The organism is Micavibrio aeruginosavorus (assembly GCF_051245535.1).
GTDB classification, from domain to species: domain Bacteria; phylum Pseudomonadota; class Alphaproteobacteria; order Micavibrionales; family Micavibrionaceae; genus Micavibrio; species Micavibrio aeruginosavorus_D.
Genome location: NZ_CP195303.1, coordinates 2158847 through 2179647, shown reverse-complemented (window position 1 = coordinate 2179647; position 20801 = coordinate 2158847). Strand labels below are relative to the sequence as shown.

At 56.4% G+C, this 20801-nt stretch carries 14 protein-coding genes; 7 read left to right on the top strand and 7 right to left on the bottom strand.

What is annotated here, in order from left to right:
- Positions 1–118 precede the first annotated feature (118 nt).
- On the bottom strand, positions 119–9025 hold the full coding sequence (locus ACSC94_RS10520) for a VWA domain-containing protein (RefSeq protein ID WP_435640792.1): 8907 nt from the start codon (positions 9023–9025) through the stop codon (positions 119–121).
- A 469-nt stretch (positions 9026–9494) separates the two neighbouring features.
- Here ACSC94_RS10520 and ACSC94_RS10515 point away from each other — a divergent pair, with 469 nt between their 5' ends.
- Positions 9495–9914, top strand: coding sequence for a GFA family protein (locus ACSC94_RS10515; protein WP_435640791.1), 420 nt, complete (start codon positions 9495–9497; stop codon positions 9912–9914).
- Positions 9915–9939: 25 nt separating this feature from the next.
- Here ACSC94_RS10515 and ACSC94_RS10510 read toward each other — a convergent pair whose 3' ends face one another.
- A complete protein-coding gene (locus ACSC94_RS10510; RefSeq protein WP_435640790.1) occupies positions 9940–11400 on the bottom strand; it encodes an NAD-dependent succinate-semialdehyde dehydrogenase in 1461 nt (486 codons plus the stop codon).
- Between the two features lie 96 nt (positions 11401–11496).
- Here ACSC94_RS10510 and ACSC94_RS10505 point away from each other — a divergent pair, with 96 nt between their 5' ends.
- The 3 genes from ACSC94_RS10505 (at position 11497) to ACSC94_RS10495 (ending at position 13254) form a co-directional block, all read left to right on the top strand.
- The gene (locus ACSC94_RS10505; RefSeq protein WP_435640789.1) at positions 11497–12003 is read left to right on the top strand and encodes a TspO/MBR family protein; all 507 of its coding nucleotides are present in this window, start codon (positions 11497–11499) and stop codon (positions 12001–12003) included.
- Positions 12004–12135: 132 nt separating this feature from the next.
- Complete coding sequence (locus ACSC94_RS10500; RefSeq protein ID WP_435640788.1) at positions 12136–12651, top strand: response regulator; 516 nt, start codon at positions 12136–12138, stop codon at positions 12649–12651.
- Between the two features lie 75 nt (positions 12652–12726).
- Positions 12727–13254, top strand: coding sequence for a hypothetical protein (locus tag ACSC94_RS10495; RefSeq protein WP_435640787.1), 528 nt, complete (start codon positions 12727–12729; stop codon positions 13252–13254).
- A gap of 27 nt (positions 13255–13281) precedes the next feature.
- On the opposite strand, the gene ACSC94_RS10490 is transcribed toward ACSC94_RS10495, so the two are convergent.
- The 3 genes from ACSC94_RS10490 to ACSC94_RS10480 are packed head-to-tail and all read right to left on the bottom strand — an operon-like array spanning position 13282 to position 16546.
- Entirely contained in the window at positions 13282–13758 is a 477-nt protein-coding gene (locus tag ACSC94_RS10490) for a hypothetical protein (protein ID WP_435640786.1), read from the bottom strand.
- Positions 13759–13788: 30 nt separating this feature from the next.
- Positions 13789–15369 carry a phosphoglycerate dehydrogenase gene (gene serA, locus ACSC94_RS10485; RefSeq protein WP_435640785.1) on the bottom strand — a complete coding sequence of 527 codons (1581 nt, stop codon included), beginning with the start codon at positions 15367–15369 and terminating at the stop codon, positions 13789–13791.
- 19 nt (positions 15370–15388) lie between these two features.
- The gene (locus ACSC94_RS10480) at positions 15389–16546 is read right to left on the bottom strand and encodes a phosphoserine transaminase (RefSeq protein WP_435640784.1); all 1158 of its coding nucleotides are present in this window, start codon (positions 16544–16546) and stop codon (positions 15389–15391) included.
- A 186-nt stretch (positions 16547–16732) separates the two neighbouring features.
- Here ACSC94_RS10480 and ACSC94_RS10475 point away from each other — a divergent pair, with 186 nt between their 5' ends.
- From ACSC94_RS10475 to ACSC94_RS10465, 3 genes are all read left to right on the top strand, one after another.
- Positions 16733–17002, top strand: coding sequence for a hypothetical protein (locus tag ACSC94_RS10475; protein ID WP_435640783.1), 270 nt, complete (start codon positions 16733–16735; stop codon positions 17000–17002).
- A 134-nt stretch (positions 17003–17136) separates the two neighbouring features.
- Positions 17137–18021, top strand: a complete 885-nt coding sequence (gene serB, locus ACSC94_RS10470) for a phosphoserine phosphatase SerB (protein WP_435640782.1) — start codon at positions 17137–17139, stop codon at positions 18019–18021.
- Positions 18022–18125: 104 nt separating this feature from the next.
- Positions 18126–19037, top strand: a complete 912-nt coding sequence (locus ACSC94_RS10465) for an AAA family ATPase (protein WP_435640781.1) — start codon at positions 18126–18128, stop codon at positions 19035–19037.
- Here the strand turns inward: ACSC94_RS10465 and ACSC94_RS10460 are convergent.
- Both ACSC94_RS10460 and ACSC94_RS10455 read right to left on the bottom strand, forming a co-directional pair.
- Positions 19034–19732 carry an HAD family hydrolase gene (locus ACSC94_RS10460; protein ID WP_435640780.1) on the bottom strand — a complete coding sequence of 233 codons (699 nt, stop codon included), beginning with the start codon at positions 19730–19732 and terminating at the stop codon, positions 19034–19036. The two genes, ACSC94_RS10465 and ACSC94_RS10460, sit on opposite strands and share 4 nt — an antisense overlap.
- 4 nt (positions 19733–19736) lie before the next feature.
- Complete coding sequence (locus ACSC94_RS10455) at positions 19737–20774, bottom strand: methyltransferase (RefSeq protein WP_435640779.1); 1038 nt, start codon at positions 20772–20774, stop codon at positions 19737–19739.
- Positions 20775–20801 lie beyond the last annotated feature (27 nt).

Sequence of the window (20801 nt, the reverse complement as noted above, 5' to 3'; positions counted from 1 at the left end):
ATAGGGTGTTTTTGTATGCAGGCGGGGCCGTGTTTGTTCGGTCCCCCGCACCCGCACCCTATACAAAAATGGCCCAAGGACACCCCGGGCCATTTTATTATTCTGTAAAAACTGTCAATCAGACGTCGGTCACGACACCGGCGGTCAACAACTGGTTCAGGGTGGCGTTCACGCCCTCCAGCACCACGATGTCCTGCGCCCCGGCGGCATTGCCCATACCCGTCGTATCGATCGACAGAATGGTCTTGCCGCTTTCGGTGCGGGCGAACACGAAGTCGTTGATCGCGTCGTCAGTCGGGTTGTAACCCAGACCGGAGAGCAGATCGGACAGATCGATACGGTCGCCTTCGGCCGCATCAAAGTCCTTCACCGTGTCTTTGCCATCGGCCATCGATTGATACAGGAAGGTATCGGCACCCGAACCGCCATACAGCGTGTCATCGCCCGCGCCACCATCGATGGTGTCGTTGCCTTCCTGACCGAAGATCAGGTCGTTACCGGCCCCACCGTTCAGCGTATCATTGCCGCCATCACGGGTGTCGCCCGTGGTGGTGACGGATTCGGCGGCCAGAGCTTCGCCATGGGTGCGGATGTAATCAATCGTATCCGCACGGGTCCAGCCCGCGTTCGTGCCTTGGCCAGCTTCCAGTTTGGCGAAGACATCCCAGCCCGCGCCTTTCAGCGTGGTCAGGCCTTGGGCCAGCGCCAGATCATCGGTGAAGACCGAGTCGCCGAACAGGATGTCATTGCCATTCCCGCCGACCAGAACGTCATCACCCAGATCCGCCAGTTGGTTCAGCGGGTTCGAACCCTGCAGAGCCGCGGACAGATCGTCGGAGTCATTCACGTTAATGGCAACACCGTCGGAGTCGATCTCTTTGATGTAGCCAAAGTTCGTGCTGGTTGCGCCCAGATTGATACCCACACCGATCACTTCGCTCAGCGCTTGCAGCATTGCGATTTCGTTTGTGTTGTCATCATTCCAGCCACCCGGGGTCTGAACATCGCCACGGATTTCATCCATCGCGCGTGCAGCGCCGCCGGAATTATCGCCTGCGTTCACCGGTTGACCGCTGTTGTTCAGATAGTGGTTCGGCGCACCGTCAGAGACGAAATAGCTGATGCGTTCCGCATCCGGGTTCGCGGCGGCGGCATCTTCCATCCACTCAATCGCGGCCTGCATCGGGGCTTCGTAGTTGGTGAAGCCGTTGCCGTCCAGCGATTCGATGTAGGCGTAGATGCTGCTCAGCGAATCCGTTGCCAGATTGAACGTGCGTTCCGTGCCAACGTTGGTTGCGAACGGAACGAAGTGAATGATCACATCGCCGCCCGTGTAGGTATCCAGATCGCCAACCAGATTTTTCACCGCTTGGATCAGCTTGTACATCCGGTCGCCCGAACGATCGTTGCTGCCCATCGAGCCGGACACGTCCAGCATCATCACGATGTTGTAATCCTTGTCGACGTTCTGCATGGACGACCCACCAGCATCGCCGATCAGGATGTCGCTGGCCGCGCCGCCGGTGATGACACCTTCGCCGTTACCAACAACGTAATCCGTCGTCGAGCCCGTTTTGTCATCCGTGTTTGTACCAACCAGCAGAACCGGTTCCAGCACGTTGAATTTCAGGGTTGCCGTATCGGTGTCACCGTCGCCGTCTTTCAGCGTGTAGGTGAAATCATCCGGCGTGGTTTTGCCCGGTTTCAGCGTGTAGGTGTAGTTCCCGTCGGCATCGATTTTCAGCGTGCCGTTCGTCGCAACGATCGTCGTTTCGCCTGTGGCGGAAACGTTGGTCGTCGTGGTGCCGAATTTCACAGCGGACACGACGTTCAGATCGTCTTCGCTCTTCACATCGTTCACCAGAACGTTGCCGGACACATGGCCAATGGCCACATCCAGTGCGTTGGTGTCGTTGATTGCATCAACGCCATCATCTTTCACATAGATGGTTACGGCACTGTTGGCGACATCACCGTCGGAGTCGGTTGCCTTGAACCCGAAGGTCAGGGTGATCGAGTCGTCATGGTTAGACGTGTTCGGGTGATCCAGCGTACCCAGCAGGTTGAAGACATAGGTTCCACCCGACGCCATGGTCAGGGTGAAGATTGTCGTCGCGCCGACTTTACCGGTGTAGCTGGTGCCATCGAACGTCACAACAACGGTCTGACCGCCCGATTTCAGGGTGCCAACCGAGTTGCTGAACGTTCCCGTGCCCGCGAATGTGCCCGGTGTGTCGGAGCCAAAGGCCGCCGTCACCGTGCCGGTTGTGCTCAGGCTGCCGCCGTTCATGTCGGATTCGTCCAGCGTTTTCGCCGGAGCCGACAGATCGTACGGTTCATCATCCGTGACCGTTACGGTCAGGGTTTTCGTGGTCGTGGCATTGTTGTCGGTCAGATCCACTTCCGTGCCGGACAGATTGGTTTCCGTCGCGGTGGTTTTCACGGTCAGGGTGATTGTGCCCTCAGTGCCGCGAACCGGGTTCAGTTTCAGACCAGACAGCTGCGCCGGGGTCAGCGTCCATGTATCGGCCGCCGCGTTGTACGTACCAGCCGACAATGTTGCACCCGCCGGAACACCGGAGATAACAACGCTGGAAATGCTTTCCGAACCATCCAGATCATTGACCGAAGTCAGGATGTTCAGCGCGATCGGACCGTTATCCGATCCAGCCGTGTTGCTGACCACCAGGTTCGGCGCATCGGCAACCGCATCGGTGACAACACGGAACGCATCGTTGCTGGATGCTGTCAGACCCGTCACCGGTTCCGTCGCGGTTGCGGTCGCAACCAGACCAGACAAATCAACATCGCTGTTGGCTTTCGGTTTGAAGGTCAGGCCGCCGTTGTAGTTTTGGCCCGCCGGCAGCGTGATCGTCCAGGTGCCCGTTCCGGCATTGTACGTGCCGTTGGCATTGGTGATCGTCCAGTCGGCATTGATGCCCGTAACTTTCACGGTCAGAACCTGACCAGCCGGACCCGCCGGGTCCAGAGCCGCAACGATCGAAACGAAGATAGATCCATCTTCCTTCACGATCACATCGTCCACACCGTTATTCACGGTAATGGTCGGCGGCAGAACGTCCGGTGCTTCGCCCGTCAGGGTCAGCGTAGCCTTGGACGGATCGCCGTCAGCATCGGTCAGTGTGTATTCGAACACATCCGTGCCCGGTGTCGCGCCGCCAATCGGGCTGGCGTTGGCCAGAGCCGAGCTGAGGTCATCCGGATCCTGAACATCGATCGCGTTTGCGCCGGTGTCGATGTAATCAAGATTGTCCAGCGTCGAGGAATTGACACCAATACCAACCGCAATCACCTCACCCAGACCTTGCAGGGTGGAGATTTCCGGTGAACCGTCGCCACCAGTCAATTGGCTCAGGATGGTGGACAGGTTGCCCGACTGAACATCGCCGTTGCTGTCGATATAACGATTCGGTTCGCCATCAGACACGAAGTAGCTGAGATTCGTTGCACCAGCCGGTTGGGATGCCAACCAAGCCGCAGCATCCGCCAGCGGAGCTTCGTAGTTGGTGAAGCCACCCGTGGTGTTCAAACCGTTCAGATAGGCCAGCACAGCCGCCAGACCCGACGGATCGGTGACATTGAATGTTTGACCCGTCAGCGAGTCGGTGCCGAACGGCACAATGTGAACATTGATGTCGCCGTTCGGATAAGCGTTGAAATCGTTCATCAGGTTTTGAACGGCGTCGATCAATTTCGCCATTTTCGACGACGGATCATTCGCATCGCCCATGGAACCGGACACGTCCAGCATCATAACAACGTTATAATCCTGATCCGGGGCCGGACCGGCTTTTACGGTGTAGGTGTAAGAGCCGTCAGCCTTGATTTTCAGTGTGCCGTGATCGCCTTCGATCGTGGCTTCGCCAGTCGCCGGAACGGTCACCGTCGTACCACCGAAGGACACAGCCGTAACATTGTTCGGAACGTCCTGGGAACCCAGATCGGCCGCGCCAACATTGTCAGCATTAAGGCCCGTAATAACGTTGCCGGTCGTGCCGCCATCCAGAATGTCGAAATTATTGACATCATGGTGTGCGGTCGGGGCATCGTCCAGAACCGTGATGGTCACGGTGCCGTTGGCCACATCACCATCGGCATCGGTTGCTTTCACACCGAAGTTCAGGTTGATCGGTTCGTTCGGGTTGCCCGCAATCGGGTGGTCCAGAACACCGGTCAGGTTGAAGGTGTAGGTGCCCGTGGCCGGGTTCAGGCTGAGGGTAAAGATCGGATCCGTACCCGCCATCGCCGTATAGGTGTTGCCAGACAGCGTCACAACAACCGGAACGCCGTTCGAGAACAAGCCGCTCGGGGCCGCACCGGCGAAGCCGAAGCTGCCCGGGGCATCAGAGCCGAAATTCGCGGTCAGCGTGTTCGTGACCGTTACCGTCGGCGACGTGTGCAAGGACGTTTCATCGACCGTTTTACCCGGTGCGTTGAAGTTTTGCGGTTCATCGTCGGTCACAGTGACATTCAATGTGACTTGTTTCGTCGCATCGTTGTCGCTCAGGTCGTTTTCCAGACCGCTGAGGTTTTGTTCCTTGGCAAAGGTTTTAACCGTCAGCGTGTAAGACCCTTCGGTCCCGCGCACCGGCGTCATGGTCAGGCCCGCCAATTGTGCCGGGGTCAGCGTCCATGTATCGGTCGCGGCGTTGTATGTGCCCGCCGACAGGGTTGCGCCAGACGGCACGCCCGTGATGGTCAGGTGCGTGATCACTTCGGACCCGTCCGTATCACCCACGCTGGTCGCGATGTTCAGTGCGATCGGGGTGTTGTCGGAGCCGGATGCGTTGCTTGCGCTCAGGTTCGGTTCATCAATGACCGCATCGGTGCGGACGTTGAACCCGTCATTGGCCGGGGTGCTGGTTTGGCCCGTGGACGTATCTTTCGATACAGCCGTCGCCACCAGACCGGTCATGTCGATGTCCTTGTCCGCCGGCGGCGTGAAGGTCATTACGGTCGACAGGTTTTGACCCGCCGGAACCGTGTAGGTCCAAGTGCCCGTGGCAGCATTGTACGTGCCCACCGGAGCGGAGAAGCCCCAGCTGGCGTCGATGCCCGTCACGGTCACAACCAGATATTCGTCCGTATCGGCATTGGCGCCCAGATTGGCAACCAGAGCCACATTCACGGACCCATCTTCCTTCACCCATGCATCGTCAACGCCGCCATTGACCAGAATGGTCGGCGGGTTAATGCCCGGTGTCCAGGTCACGCTCAGCGGAGCCGAGTCGGAATTGGTGTTGTCGCCCGTATCATTTTCAACGTCGTTCGGTGTATCCACCGTGTGAACGGTCGCCGTCAAAGGCAATGTGCCATTGAAGTTGGAATTCGGCGGCGTAATCGTCAGACCAGCCAGTTGCGCCGGGGTCAGTTGCCAGACACCACCACCCAGATTCGTCCCAGCGGACAGGGTAAAGCCCGGCAGAACACCGGAAATGGTGTAGTGGCTGATCGATTCGGAACCATCGAAATTATCGACACCCAACATACCGTTCAGGGTCAGGGCAATCGGCGTACCTTCAGCAGCCGTGCCGCCATTGGCGGTGATGTCCGGTGCATCAGCAACAGCGTCAACAATGATGCCAAAACCATCATTGATCGGTGCCGTTTGGATGCCCGCGGTCGGATCAAACGCCACAACCGTTGCCACCAGACCGGACAGATCCACATCGGATTGCGCCGGTGGTGTGAAGGTCAGTGTCGTGGACAGGTTGGAATTGGCCGGAACCGTATAGGTCCAAGTGCCCGTGGCGGCATTGTACGTGCCCACCGGAGCGGAGAAGCCCCAGCTTGCCGGAATGCCCGTCACGGTTACAACCATGTATTCGCCCACAGCCGGGTTCGTGCCCAGCGCGGCGGTCAGCGGAACGTCAACCGTGCCGTCTTCTTTCACTTGCGCGTTATCAACGCCACCATTGGCCAGAATGGACGGCGGGTTGATGACCGGAGTCCATGTGACATTCAACGGAGCGGAGTCGGAATTGGTGTTGTCGCCCGTATCATTTTCAACGTCATTCGGCGTATCCACCGTGTGAACGGTCGCCGTCAAAGGCAGCGTGCCATTGAAATTTGAATTCGGCGGCGTAATCGTCAGACCGGCCAGCTGTGCCGGGGTCAGTTGCCAGACACCACCACCCAGATTCGTCCCAGCGGACAGGGTGAAGCCCGGCAGAACGCCGGAAATGGTGTAGTGGCTGATCGATTCGGAACCGTCGAAGGTATCGTCTTGCAACATACCGTTCAAGGTCAACGCGATCGGCGTACCTTCAACAGCGGTGCCACCATTGGCGGTGATTTCCGGTTCATCAGCGACAGCGTCGGTGATGATCTGGAACGCATCATTGGCATTCGCAGAGGTTCCCGTTGCCGGTTCAAAAGCCGTGGCCGTTGCGTTCAGACCGGTCAGATCCAGATCGGATTGCGCCGGCGGCGCGAAGGTCAGACCGCCATTGTAGTTTTGGCCCGCCGGCATCGTGATCGTCCACGTGCCCGTTGCCGGATTATACGTACCATTGGCCGCGCCCGTGGTCAGCGTCCATGTCGGATCAATGCCCGTCACGGTCACGGTCAGAATTTCATTGCCCGAACCCGCCGGGTCCAGAGCCGCAACGATTTTCACGAAGACTGTGCCGTCTTCTTTCACGATCACATCGTCGACACCGTTATTGACTTCGATGGTCGGCGGATTGACGACCGGCTTCCAGGTCACGGTCAGGGAATCCGTAGCCGACGCGTTGTTGTCGGTTGTATCAAATTCGCCATCGCTCACCGGGTTTTCCGTACTGTACACGGTCACATCCAGCGTCAGGGTGCCAACATGGTTGGCCGGCGACGTAATGGTCAGGCCCGCAATTTGTGCCGGGGTCAGAGTCCACAGGCCTGTGCCTGCATCATATGAACCAGCGGACAGGGTGAAACCAGCGGGAACGCCCGCAATGGTGTAGCCCGTGATGACTTCCGAACCATCCAGATCGCTCAGGGAGGAGTTCAGCACGATAGGCATCGTGGTGTTTTCGTTACCCGATACGTCACTGGCGTTCAGCGTGACCGGATCGGCCACGGCGTCAACGATAATTCCGAAACCGTCATTGATCGGCGCGGTTTGGATGCCCGCGGTCGGATCAAACGCGACAACGGTGGCGTTCAAACCCGACAGGTCAATGTCAGAGTTCGCCGGCGGCGAGAAGGTCAGTGTCGTGGAAAGGTCAGAATTTGCCGGAACCGTATAGGTCCAGGTGCCCGTGGCGGCATTGTACGTGCCCACCGGAGCGGAGAAGCCCCAGCTGGACGGAATGCCCGTCACCGTTACAACCATGTATTCGCCCACAGCCGGGTTCGTGCCCAGCGCGGCGGTCAGAGGAACATCAACCGAGTTGTCTTCTTTCACCTGTGCGTTATCAACGCCGCCATTGACCAGAATGGACGGCGGGTTGATGACCGGAGTCCATGTGACGTTCAGGGTCGTCGAATCTTGATTGATGTTGTCGGTAGAATCGAATTCACCGTCATTCGGTGTATCTTTCGTGTGAACCGTCGCGGTCAGAGTCGTCGTGCCGTGATGGTTGTTGTCCAGAGGATTGATGGTCAGACCCACCAGATCAGCCGGAGTCAGTTTCCAGACACCACCACCCATATCCACACCGGCAGACAGTGTGAACAGAGCCGGATCAACGCCGGAAATGGTGTAGTAATCAATTGATTCAGAACCGTCGAAATCATCGACGCCCAGCACGCCATTCACCGTCAGGGCGATCGGGGTGCCTTCAACTTCAGTGCCGCCATTGGCGGTGATGTCCGGCGCGTCAGCAACCGCATCAACCGTCACGTCAATCGTGCCGTCGCTGCTAGAGCTGAGGCCTGTTGATGTGCTGATGTTCGTTGCGGTGACTTGCAGGTTCGGCAGGTCCACGTCGGATTGCGCCGGCGGGGACAAAGTCGGGGCCTGAGAGGTGGAACCACCGCCCAGCAATGTGAATGTCCATGTACCCGTCGTGCTGTTGTATGTGCCCAGACCCGGGTTCACGGTCCAACCCGCCGGAATACCGGACACGGTGATAACCAGATTAACACCCGAAGCCGTGCCCGAATCAGCCAGAATCACCAGCTGAACCGAACCATCTTCCTTCACAACCGAATTGCCGACTTCCAAAGACGGCGGCGGCGGGGCCACCGGGGTCGGGGCCGGGCCTTCTTCGAAGAAGATGTCTTCTTTGAATTCAGGGATATTGTATTGCAGGGCTGTCGGGCCAATCGGGCCGATGGCATCCGGGCTGTCCAGCGGTGCGGAATCAACCGCGCTTTGGAAACCGAAACCACCACGGGATCCACCCGCGCTGCCCGCTTCACCGGCGGCCGGTTCTACGGCGGCCAATTGTTCAGCCAGTTGCGCCAGATCGACATTATCAGTTTCACCGGAAGCCGGCTCAACCTTCGCGGCTTTGTCCGCTTCGGCATCTTTGGCAACCATGGTCAGCACATCAACACCGTTGATCACGGTGCCATCCGCCAGAGACAGAGACGGCGGGTTATCACCCTTCACGGCGTCGCTGTAGCCTTGCAGGACCAGAACGCCGCCATCGGCAAACGTAACGACCAGATCGCCGTTGCTTTCAACGCGGGTGGTTTGTGCATCAAGGTCGAAGGAGAGTTCGTAAACCGTGCCGTCTGCCATGGTGATTTCGACGGTCTTGCCAGCACCCGGTGCAGCAACGATCACAGCCGGGCCGTCGGCGCGATCATTCGCAGGAGCATTGGTGGCGCCCGACAAGGTCGCCAGTAATTTTGCAGTGTCGATGACTTCGCCATCGGCGAGAGCGATCTGCGCACCCTGCGCGCTCAGCTCTTTGAAATTATCAATCTGGAGAGATGACCCATCCGTCAGCTTGATGACCAGTGCGCCAGTTGGCGACAGGCTCATGCCTTGGATATCCGCGGAACCAAACGGCAAACCGTTGGATTGATCTGCGGAAAACACCTGTGCGGTGGATGATTTTTGTTCGGCCATTATAACTTCTCCTCTATTGCGCGTTTCACCGCGTTTTTCTTGCCCGAAAATTGGGCACACCATAGGCACACCAATCCCATTTAGGAATGGCAGAGTTCTACCCCTTTTGCGCAGGAGAGTCAAACTTTATTATGTTAATAAGGAGGGTTTTTTTGATCCGGGCTTGTCCCCTTGAGAGGAGGGCGGGCCTGGGTCCACCTACATACCAACATAACACGCAGATCTGAGCGGTTTATTATAATCCTTCAACGCTCAGGGATATGACACGCTGCACAAAAAAGGCGGGACGGTACGCAGAATACGAACGCAGAATCTTTATGAAAAACGAGCCGCCGGACAGACGTCTCACCCAACCGCCCCACCGTAGCGGAGAATGGTTAACAAAATCTCAGGATGCGAACCAAGCCCGCTGGACAGCCCCGGCCGCCCCCGCCAAAATCCATCACATATAATAATGAGGACCCCAACCATGACAGAAAAGAAAACCTATACCGGCGCCTGCCTGTGCGGCGCCGTGTCCGTTGCCGCCGTGCTGGACAAGGCCACGATGGGGGCATGTCATTGCGGCATGTGCCGCAAATGGGCGGGCGGGCCGTTGATGGCTGTGGAATGTCACGATGCTGTTACATGGACAGGCGAAGATAAAATCGGTGTCTATGATTCATCCGACTGGGCCCAGCGTGGTTTTTGCAAACAATGCGGCACGCATTTATTTTACCGCCTGAAAGACCGCCCTTTCTACGCCCTGCCCGCCGGATTGCTGGACGACATGAAAAATTTCGTCTTCGACCACCAAGTCTTCATCGACGAAAAACCCGCGAACTACAGCTTCGCCAATGACACAGACAATTTGACAGGCGCGGAAGTGTTTGCGAAGGCGGGCGGATAATTCGCCACCCCCGTGCAGGCCACGATTACAACCCACCCACCAGCGTATATTTCACGGTCACGAAATCTTCGACGCCGTAATGCGAACCTTCACGGCCCATGCCGGATTCTTTGACGCCGCCGAAAGGGGCGACTTCGGTGGAGAGGATGGGTTCGTTGATGGCGACCATGCCGTATTCCAGTGATTCGGCGACGCGGAAGGCCTGGGCCAGATCGTTGGTGTAGAAATAGGACGCGAGGCCAAAGCGCGTGTCGTTGGCCATGCGGATTGCATCGGCTTCGTCCGCGAATCGGAACAGGCCAGCGACGGGGCCGAAGGTTTCTTCGTTGTTCAGCAACATGTCCGGCGTCATATCGGTCAGCACCGTGGGTTCGAAAAACAGCGGGCCCGCATCATGCGCATTGCCGCCGCAAACCAGTTTCGCCCCGCGCGCCACGGCGTCGGCCACATGGGTTTTCACCTTTTCAATGCCGTCTTCGTTGATCAGCGGGCCGATTTGCACGCCGTCTTTATCCCCCGACCCCACCGACAATGCCGCAACCTTGGCCGTCAGTTTCTTGGCGAATTCGTCGTACACACCGTCCTGCACATATATACGATTGGCACAGACGCAGGTTTGCCCGGCATTGCGGAATTTGCACGCCATCGCCCCATCCACCGCGCGGTCAATGTTGGCGGTATCAAACACGATGAACGGCGCATTGCCGCCCAGTTCCAGCGACAGGCGTTTGACCGTGCTGGAGGATTGGCGCATCAGGATTTTTCCCACCTCGGTCGAGCCGGTGAAGGAAATTTTGCGCACATCGGGATGCGTGGTTAGAACTTCACCAATCGCGGGGGCGGATGTATAGGCCCCCGTGACGATATTGATGACGCCCGGTGGGAATCCCGCCGCTTCGGCCAGCACGGCCAGCGCCAATGCGGACAGCGGCGTATCTTCCGCCGGTTTTAAAACAACCGTGCATCCGGCGGCCAGCGCCGGGGCAATTTTGCGCGTGATCATGGCGCAGGGGAAATTCCACGGCGTGATGGCGCCAACAACGCCGATCGATTCCTTCGTCACCATGATGCGGGCATCGGTTTTATGCGATGGAATGGTGTCGCCGTAAATGCGCTTGCCTTCCTCGGCAAACCATTCAACGAAGGATGCGCCGTAGATAATTTCGCCGCGCGCTTCGGTCAACGGCTTGCCCTGTTCCGCCGTCAATAAGGCGGCCAGCGCATCGGCATGCTGCACGATCAAATTGAACCAGGCGCGCATGATGTTCGCGCGATCCTTGGCCGTGCGTTTGCGCCAGGCGGGCATGGCGTCCTTCGCCGCCGCAATCGCCGCGACCGTTTCGTCCGCGCCCATATCGGGAACGGTGCCGATGACCGCACCCGTTGCCGGGTTGGTCACGGCAAAGATACGGCCCGAATGTGCGGGGGACCATTGGCCATTGATAAAGGCGCGGTCCCTGATAAAATCGGCGTAGGATGCGGACATGGTTTATTTCTCCCTCTGATCACGTTCGCCAAGGATAGGGGGTGGTTTTACCCCTGTCCACACAAGATCAACCCCACAAGAACAGGACCATCATTAATGATCACTAAGCCCATGTTTACCCGGCGCGACCTGATCCTGCTGCCTGCCTGTATTTTGACCCTGCCGGTTTTGGGGGCGCTGGTCGGCTATGCCACACGACCCGGCGTGGATGGGTGGTATCAAACGGCGATGAAATCCGCTCTGACCCCGCCGGATTATGTGTTCGGGATTGTGTGGTCGGTTCTGTATCTGCTGATGGGATTTTATCTGTGGCGAATCGCGCGCCGCGCGCCGGGTGATTCTGGCTATGATTCGCGCCGCTTCCTGCTGCGCCTGTTCATCGCGCAATTGATCGCCAATCTGGCGTGGAGCTTTATTTTCTTTCAGATGCAGGCGCTGTGGCTGGCCGTGGTCTGGATTATCGGGCTGATTGCGGCTGTAGGCGTGTTGATCAAACGGACATACAGGCTGGATCGCTGGGCGGCACTGGCGCTGGCGCCGCTTTTGGGCTGGATGTGTTTTGCCTTGTATCTCAGCACCTTCGTCGCCATGCACGCATCTTAAGTTTTTGTTAATACACGGAATTTCATTGCTTTTTGCGACGCAGGGTTGGATTGCGTCTTTTGCCACATGCCGTAAATGTGTAAACTGTCAGGTATAGTTTTTCGATTCGCTCTCATTTATTGGGCATAAATTATGGCATTTAAATTTGATAAATTGAGCGTCCTCATCGCCGAAGACACTTTGCCGATGCAAAAATTGATGGCATCGGTTTTGGAGTCACTGGGTGTTGGATATATCTACACCGCGTCGGATGGCACCCGCGCCTTTGAACAATTTCAACGGTTCAACACCGACATCATCATTGCCGATTGGCACATGACGCCGGCATCGGGCATCGACCTGACGCGCGAAATCCGCACCAACACATTATCGCCCAACCGCATGGCCCCGATCATTCTGGTCACCGGGTACAGCGCCTTGGCCCGCGTGGCCGAGGCCCGCGATGCGGGCGTGACCGAATTTCTGGTCAAACCGTTTTCCGCCAACGACATTGCCAAACGCATTGCCCACGTCATCAACAAGCCGCGCGATTTTATCGATTGCACCGGATATTTCGGCCCCGATCGCCGCCGCCGCGTGATGCCGGATTTCAAGGGCCCGTACCGCCGTTTTGGCGAGACCCAGCAAAACGCCAGCAAATCGGCGTAACCTTATCTCTTCTATAATTTTTGCGTTTCTTTACTGCGTATCTGATTTTTTCAAACGAGTTGTAAAGAGAACATAATGAGCAGCCAAAACACCAAAGCACGCGTGATCAAAGCGAACCTGACGCTGCAGGCCAAGATTGGTACGGGCACGATCAGCGAAGAAAAAGTCCAGACCATGCAAACGGCGCTGGAAAACAACAAGATTGATTTCGCCCCCATGGCCGCACAATTCCTGGCCCAGCTGGAGGCCGCCATCTCCGCCGCCCGCATTGGCGAAGGCGAGGTTGAAACCCTGATCAAGAACATGACCGAACCCGTCATGCAGATTAAGGGCAATGCCGCCATGTTCAATTACCGGATGGTCAGCAACCTGGCCAACGTGGTTTTGAACTTTCTGGAGAATATCGAAAAAATTGACGGCGTCGTTCTGGACATCGTCGACGCCCACCACAAAACGCTGAACATCCTGATCAAAAATAAAATGTCCGGCGATGGTGGTGCCTATGGTACGCAACTGGAATCGGAATTACGCGACGCGTGTAAACGCTATTTCACCAAAAAGGTCGGGGCCATTCCAACGGCGGATGGATATTTCGTCGGGTAAGGAAAGAGCCCGAAAATAAGCATAAACTTAAGGCATTGTTCGATCAATATAGCCCCAGACGTGTTCAACACGATCATCCTTGATGAACAAAACAAGCTCATAAGTCGCATTAATATGCCAAAACCGACGAATACTCGGTCCCCTTTTGGCATAAATAAATTTATCGCATTCTTTATCCTCAACACCCCACTGAGCATTCTTGAGCGCCATTTCCCTAGGATCATCAATTCTGCTAACAATGTGGAACTTATTATTCTGCAGAAGCGCAACAGCTTTATCCTCATCTTCGCAACATGATTTAAAATACTCAGAAATAGCTTTAATGCGTAAATCGTTTATTGTCGGAGACGTTTTCCCATCACCCCACGGGTATTTTTTCTCATAAAGGTTAAGCAATGTTGCTTGCCGCGCCTCCGCTATATTGGCCGAACTTGTTGGAGACAGCCACACTGCCATCCCCACCAACACAGACAAGATAGACAAAATAAAAAAGAATTTTTTCATTTTCAGCACCATCTTGATGGTACGCCAACGTTAGAAACGCAATCTTTTCACAGATTGAATTTGCGGCAAGGCAGACAACGCTGCGAACAGTTCATCCGACACATCGTTATCAATCGACACCAGCGCCACGGCGCTGTTCCCGCCCGGGACACGGCCCAGACGGAAATCGGCGATGTTGACCTTGGCATTGCCCAGCATCGTGCCGACCGCACCGATCAGGCCCGGCGTGTCATCATTGCGGATGAACAGCACACGGCCCGCCAAAGCGGCTTCCACCGGGACATTTTCGATGTCCATGATGCGCGGTTCTTTTCCGGCGAACAATGTTCCCGTGACGGCATGATCACCCGTTTCCGTCGTAACGGTTAAACGCAATGCCGTGTGAAAATCCGGGCAGTCGGTGCTGTGCGTATCAGATACCGCGATGCCGCGGGATTTCGCCACCTGTGGCGCATTGACCATGTTCACCCCGTCCAGCGTCGCGCGCAAAACGGCGGCCAGAATGAGGGCGCTGAGCGGTTTTGTGTTCAACGATGCCGCATCACCCATAAATTCAATGGCGATTTTGGTGATGGCGCCATCGGCAATCTGCCCCACCAGCGCGCCCATTTGTTCGGCCAGCTTCATATAGGGTTTCAGACGCGGCGCATCCTCTGCACTGATCGATGGCATGTTGACGGCGTTTGACACCGCGCCATTCAGCAGGAAGTCAGACATTTGTTCCGCCACCTGAATGGCCACGTTCACTTGCGCCTCCGTCGTCGACGCGCCCAGATGCGGGGTGCAGATGACGTTGGCATGACCAAACAGCGGGTTGGCCGTGGCGGGTTCTTCCTCGAACACGTCCAACGCGGCCCCGGCCACATGGCCGGAATCCAGCGCCACTTTCAAATCGGCCTCAACAATCAACCCGCCACGCGCGCAGTTGATAATGCGCACGCCCTTCTTGGTTTTGGCCAAGGCCGCCGCATCCAGAATATTACGGGTCTGATCGGTCAACGGCGTGTGCAGTGTGATGAAATCAGCACGGATCAGCAGCGTATCCAGATCCACCTTCTCCACCCCCAGATCGCGCGCGCGATCATCGGTCAGGAACGGGTCAAAGGCGATCACGCGCATTTGCAAACCCAAAGCGCGCGACGCCACAATAGACCCGATATTCCCGCACCCAATCACGCCCAGCGTTTTGCCATACAATTCAACGCCCATGAATTTCGCCTTTTCCCATTTTCCGGCATGGGTGGATTCATTGGCCTGCGGAATCTGGCGGGCCAGTGCAAACATCATGGCGATGGCATGTTCGGCGGTGGTGATGGAATTGCCAAACGGCGTATTCATCACCACGATCCCGGCATTGGTCGCCGCCGGAACATCAATGGTATCAACACCAATCCCGGCACGGCCAATAATTTTCAAACGCGGACCCGCCACACCAATCGCATCGGCTTTGACCTTGGTCGCGGACCGAACGGCCAGACCGTCATATTGACCGATGATGGCGCTCAGCTCCTCGGGCGACAGGCCCGGTTTCACATCGACATCAATTTTATTGTCTTTGAAAATTTGCGCGGCAACCGCGTCCATTTTATCGGCAATCAGAACCTTTGGCATTTTCACACTCCTCTATATCTTAGTTTTTATTTTTTGTTTGCGTATACGCCCAATCCAGCCACGGCAATAACGCCGCCACATCGGATTGTTCCACCGTCGCCCCGCACCAGATGCGCAAGCCCGCCGGCGCATCGCGGTGCCCGGCTGTATCATAGGCAATACCGTCTTTTTCCAGTAATTTGGTCATGGACTTCACAAAGGTCTGCCGCGCTTCATCATCCAATGCCGCAAACGCCGGATCGGTAATGGCCAGACAGACGGATGTTTTGGAGCGATAGGATTCATCCACCGCCAGAAAATCAACCCAGTCGGTTTTGGCGACCCAATCCTTGATCGTCTGGTAACTGCCCTCCACCCGCTTGATCATCGCGGGCAGGCCGCCGATGCCATCGGCCCACTTCAGTGCATCCAGGCAATCTTCCACCGCCAGCATCGACGGGGTGTTGATGGTTTCGCCGACGAACACGCCATCAATCAGCTTTCCATTATTCACCAAGCGGAAAATTTTCGGCAACGGGCGATCCGGCGTGTAGGTCAGCAACCGCTCCACCGCCCGGGGCGACAAAACGATCATGCCGTGCGCGGCTTCACCGCCCAGCACCTTTTGCCATGACCATGTGGTCACATCCAATTTGTCCCATGGTAAATCATAGGCAAATACGGCGGATGTTGCGTCACAGATGGTTAAACCTTCGCGGTCCGCCGGAATCCAATCGCCATTGGGCACACGCACACCACCCGTGGTGCCGTTCCATGTGAAGACAATATCGCGACGCCCATCAACGGCGGACAAATCGGGCAGCGCCCCGAACGGGGCCTTCATCACGCGGGTGTCGGCGATTTTCAATTGGGTCGTAATGTCCTTGATCCAATCCAGACCAAACACCTCCCACCCCAGCACATCGACACCGCGTTGACCCAGCAGCGACCACAGCGCCATTTCCACCGCGCCCGTATCGGACGCCGCCACAATCGCCACGCGGTAATCCGCCGGAATGTTCAGAATTTTGCGGTGCTGTTCAATGACCGAGTTCAGGCGGTTTTTCCCCTCGGCCGCGCGATGGGATCGGCCCAGAAACGCATCCTTCAGATGGTCCAACGACCAGCCCGGCCGTTTGGCACAGGGACCGGAGGAAAAACACGGGTTCACAGGACGGTTCGATGGTTGCGCGGTCATAATTAAAGCCCTCCTGAAACGGTTCAAAAACCGGATAAGTATGGGCCTTCCGCCATTTTTTGCAACTGCGAAGCATCTGATTCGATGTTTCTTTTCACCCTTTAATATTCATTAACCAATTTCGCTTAATGTTGGGGGCAAGCAGAGAATTTTTGGGCGGACTTTTAATAACGAGAGATCATTATCATGGTGAATGTTGAATTCAAGAATGCGCGGACCTTTAAACCGACGTTGGACGGCGTGAAAACCGAAGCCACGCCGCATACGCGCACCATGAGCAATGAGGGTTTAACCGCCATGCGCGATATCCTGAGCCAAAGCGGTTTGGATGCCCGCAATTTCGAACACAAGGTCAAACAGGCCACGGCCCACGAAGCCGCCGCCGAAATGACCGCGCAAAGCGCGAGCGCCCCATCAGCCGCGCCGTCGCTGAACCCGTTCAAACCGGGCCGATAAACATAGATAAGAATAGAATTCGAAGGGGCCATCAGGATTTATAGATACCTCCAGTTTCACAAAATCCCTTGATCGTGCATTTTTCGGATACGCGCCCCTTCCCCAAGGAGAGGGGCGCGGTTATTTTATAGACCATGCGCTTTGTTCTGACCCTCGTTGCATCTGACCATCCCCTCACCCCGGCCCATCTGGCGGGGGTTATGCGCTATTGCGACACACAGGGATTATCCGTGACCGCCGGACCACGCTGGCTGAACCAGCACAAGGCGGCGGACATCCTGCTGCAACACCGCCCGAACCCGGATCAAATGCGTGATTTGCGCGATGCCCTCATGACAGACCGAATTGATGTGCTGGTCGTCAACGCGGAAACGCGGCGCAAGAAAATCATGCTGGCCGATATGGATTCCACAATCATCACGGGCGAAACGTTGGATGATCTGGCCGCTTTGGTCGGGCAGCATGACGCAGTCGCCGCCATTACAGCCGCCGCCATGAACGGCACCATCGGCTTTCGCGAAGCGTTGGAACAGCGCATGGCCTTGCTATCGGGCGTCAGCGAGTTTCAATTGCACCAGACATTAAACGCAATGGAATTATCACCCGGGGCCGAATATCTGGTCGCCGGGATGCGGCAGATTGGCGCCATCACCGTTTTGGTGTCCAGCGGATTTACATTCTTCACCGGCGGCATCGCCCAGCGTGTCGGATTTACCCAGCATCATGGCAATGTTCTGGACATGGAAGGCGGCGTGCTTACAGGCCGCGTTCTGGACCCCGTTTTGGACAAGACCGCCAAGCTGCATTTCCTGAATCATTATGTCGAACAATTGGACATCACGGCCAATGATGTTCTGGCCATCGGGGATGGATCGAATGACATTCCGATGCTTCAGACCGCCGGGTTGGGCATTGGGTATCACCCAAAACCCGCCGTGGCGCAGGCCGTCGATAATTTGATCCTTCACGGGGATTTAACTGCGGCGTTGTACGCGCAGGGCCTGATCCCAAAGACATAATATATTGAATTTACAAAGCTTTAAGCTTTTACAGGCATGGTTTATCATGATGGGGCGCAATCCGCGCCTCCTGCCTGTCCATCCACGATTCGGAATGACCAATCATGACGACCGAAAAAAAGACGCCCGGAAAAAACAGAGTCGATTACCCGTTGGTGTTTTCCGACGATGAACTGGATGCGCTGATCCATCGCTATTGTCGCGACTTCACGCAGTTGGCGCGCGAAGGAAAATTCGACCCGATCACCGGACGTGATGATGAAATTCAGCAGATGATTTTGATCCTTCTGCAAAAGGGACGAAAGAACGCCGCGTTGCAGGCCCCCGCCGGTGTGGGTAAAACCGCGTTGGTCGCTGGCCTTGCGCAGCAGATTATAGCGGGCACCGTGCCCGACTATCTGAAAGACGCGCGCGTTCTGGAACTCGACCTGGCCGCCATGGCTGCGGGCACGTCCGGCCCGGCGGAATTTCAGGGCCGTTTTATTCCGATTTGCCGCGGCATCGCCGAGCGTTACCGGTTCGAAGAATATCCGAAAACTATTCTGTTTATTGACGAAATGCACACCATCATGCCGACCTGTGACGGATCGGCGTATAAGGGTTTGTCGGAAGTTTTGAAAACCTATCTGACCACCGGCGACCTGCACGTCATTGGCGCAACGACGCTGGATGAATTCCGTATTTTCGTCGCCATCGACCCCGCCATGGATCGCCGCTTCCAGAAAATTCCGCTGCGCATTCCAAATGCGGAAGAAACATTCAGCATTCTGATGAACCTGAAGGGCGGATATGAACGCCACCACCATATTACGGTGGAACCGGAATCATTGCGCCGGATCATCAAATTGACCGACGAACATATGCGCAGACGGTACCAGCCGGATAAATCCATTATCGTGATGGATGCGGCCATGGCACTGCACGTTCTGCATCACGGGCGCGGCGGTGTTCTGGATGATAAATCCATCACCTATATCGTATCGAAGGAATCAGGGCTGCACGCCGGGGCCCTTTAAGCCTTTGGGCTCTTTAAAACATTGATCAAAACATCCTGCGCCGTTTGCATGGTGTGATCAACGAAATCGGGCAATGCCGCAGGTTCGCGGCCATGATGCAAGAAGATCGTGGTCATGCCCATTTCGTGGGGAATGCGCAGATTGTCCAACGTATCTTCCACCATCACCACCGTTTCCGGATTTTTATTGATGGATGACAAAGCCATTTCAAAGGGCTTACGGCTTTTCGCTTTGCTTTCGAAATCATAATTTTCATACGCAAAAACGCGTGGATCCGGGAAAAATGGCTGTAATTCCAGATGCTCCAGAACCTTCAACGCCCACACGCGCGACCCGTGCGTGATCAGGGCATGATCCGCCTTTACCGATGCGAACAAATCACGCGTTTCATTGTTTTTCGCAATCACCGTTTCGTCAATATAGTCGTGAAACCGATGGTGCAGATCCAGACGATTCAGGCCGTAATCCTGCAAAAATCGATACCCGCTGAACCCATGATCGACATAGGATTGATGCGCCATCGTCACCGCTTCATCCAGCGGCAGCGCCACACCCAGCGACAACGCCGCCCGCGCCACCGCATGATTGAACGCATGTTCAATCATTGCATCCAGACGATACAACGTATTATCCAGATCCCAGAGGACACCGGATATATCGCGATCAATGATGGGGCTTTTCGATTTTATCAGCATGGCTTTACTTTACGCATTGGTAGATTTTGAAGACGCCACCTTCGTATAATTTATTCACGGCAGAAAAAAGGCGGTTTAAATCCACCTCGTATCCCAAATGGGCATTGGCGACCATGACCATTATACCGCCCTTGCGCAACGATTCATGCGCGCGGGCGATAAAGGCGCGGCCCAGATCATGGCTTTCCCGCGCGCCGGTATGGAACGGCGGATTCATCACAATGAAATCCAGCCCCGTCAGGCCCGATCCCGCCGGAATATCAACATGATGCCCGCGAAACCGTTCGCCATCGGGTTGCATATTGATGATGGCCGCCGCCACCGCCCGCGCATCGGCATCCAGCCCGTGCAGCAGCGTTACACCCGCACACTGATTCAGCACCGTGCGCGATAAAAACCCGTACCCGCATCCGAAATCAGCCCCCACACCAGACAAATCGGATGGCAAATGATCGCGCAACAAAGCGGAGCCCGCATCCACGCGATCCCAACTGAACAGGCCCGGGCACGTCGTCATCTGCGTATCCGGATGCACGCGGAAGGTGCCGTAGCCCAACCACTGAATCAACGGGGCATCAGGCACATCCACCCCGCTTTTCACCACGCGGACCACACGACATTTGGCTTTGGATGATTCCGACACATCCAATCCGGCATCGCTCAACACCGGACCCAGACGCGATCCACCCGCGTCATTGGCCGCCACCGCAATCAGATCACCGCCGGGCTTCAACACGCGCCAGCCCGCGGCCAGAAGATATTGCATTTCATCCATCTGTTTCGGCACATGGACAATCACGCGGTCAAACACCGCGCCCCCATCCGGCACATCCCCACGCACAGCATAGCCCCGCGCGCGCAACCGTGTCGCCGGACCCGCCCAATATTGCACCATGGTGGTGGCAGATACAGGAAACAGATCATCGTCCACATCCCCGTCAAACCCAATGCCCAGCACCACCATCCCCGCACCCACAAGCGGGAACAGGTCGGTTTTCAAGCCGTGGGAAAGTGCGACAAGGATAGGGTTTTCGTTTTTCATGCGGGCAATTTAGCGCAAATGCCCGCA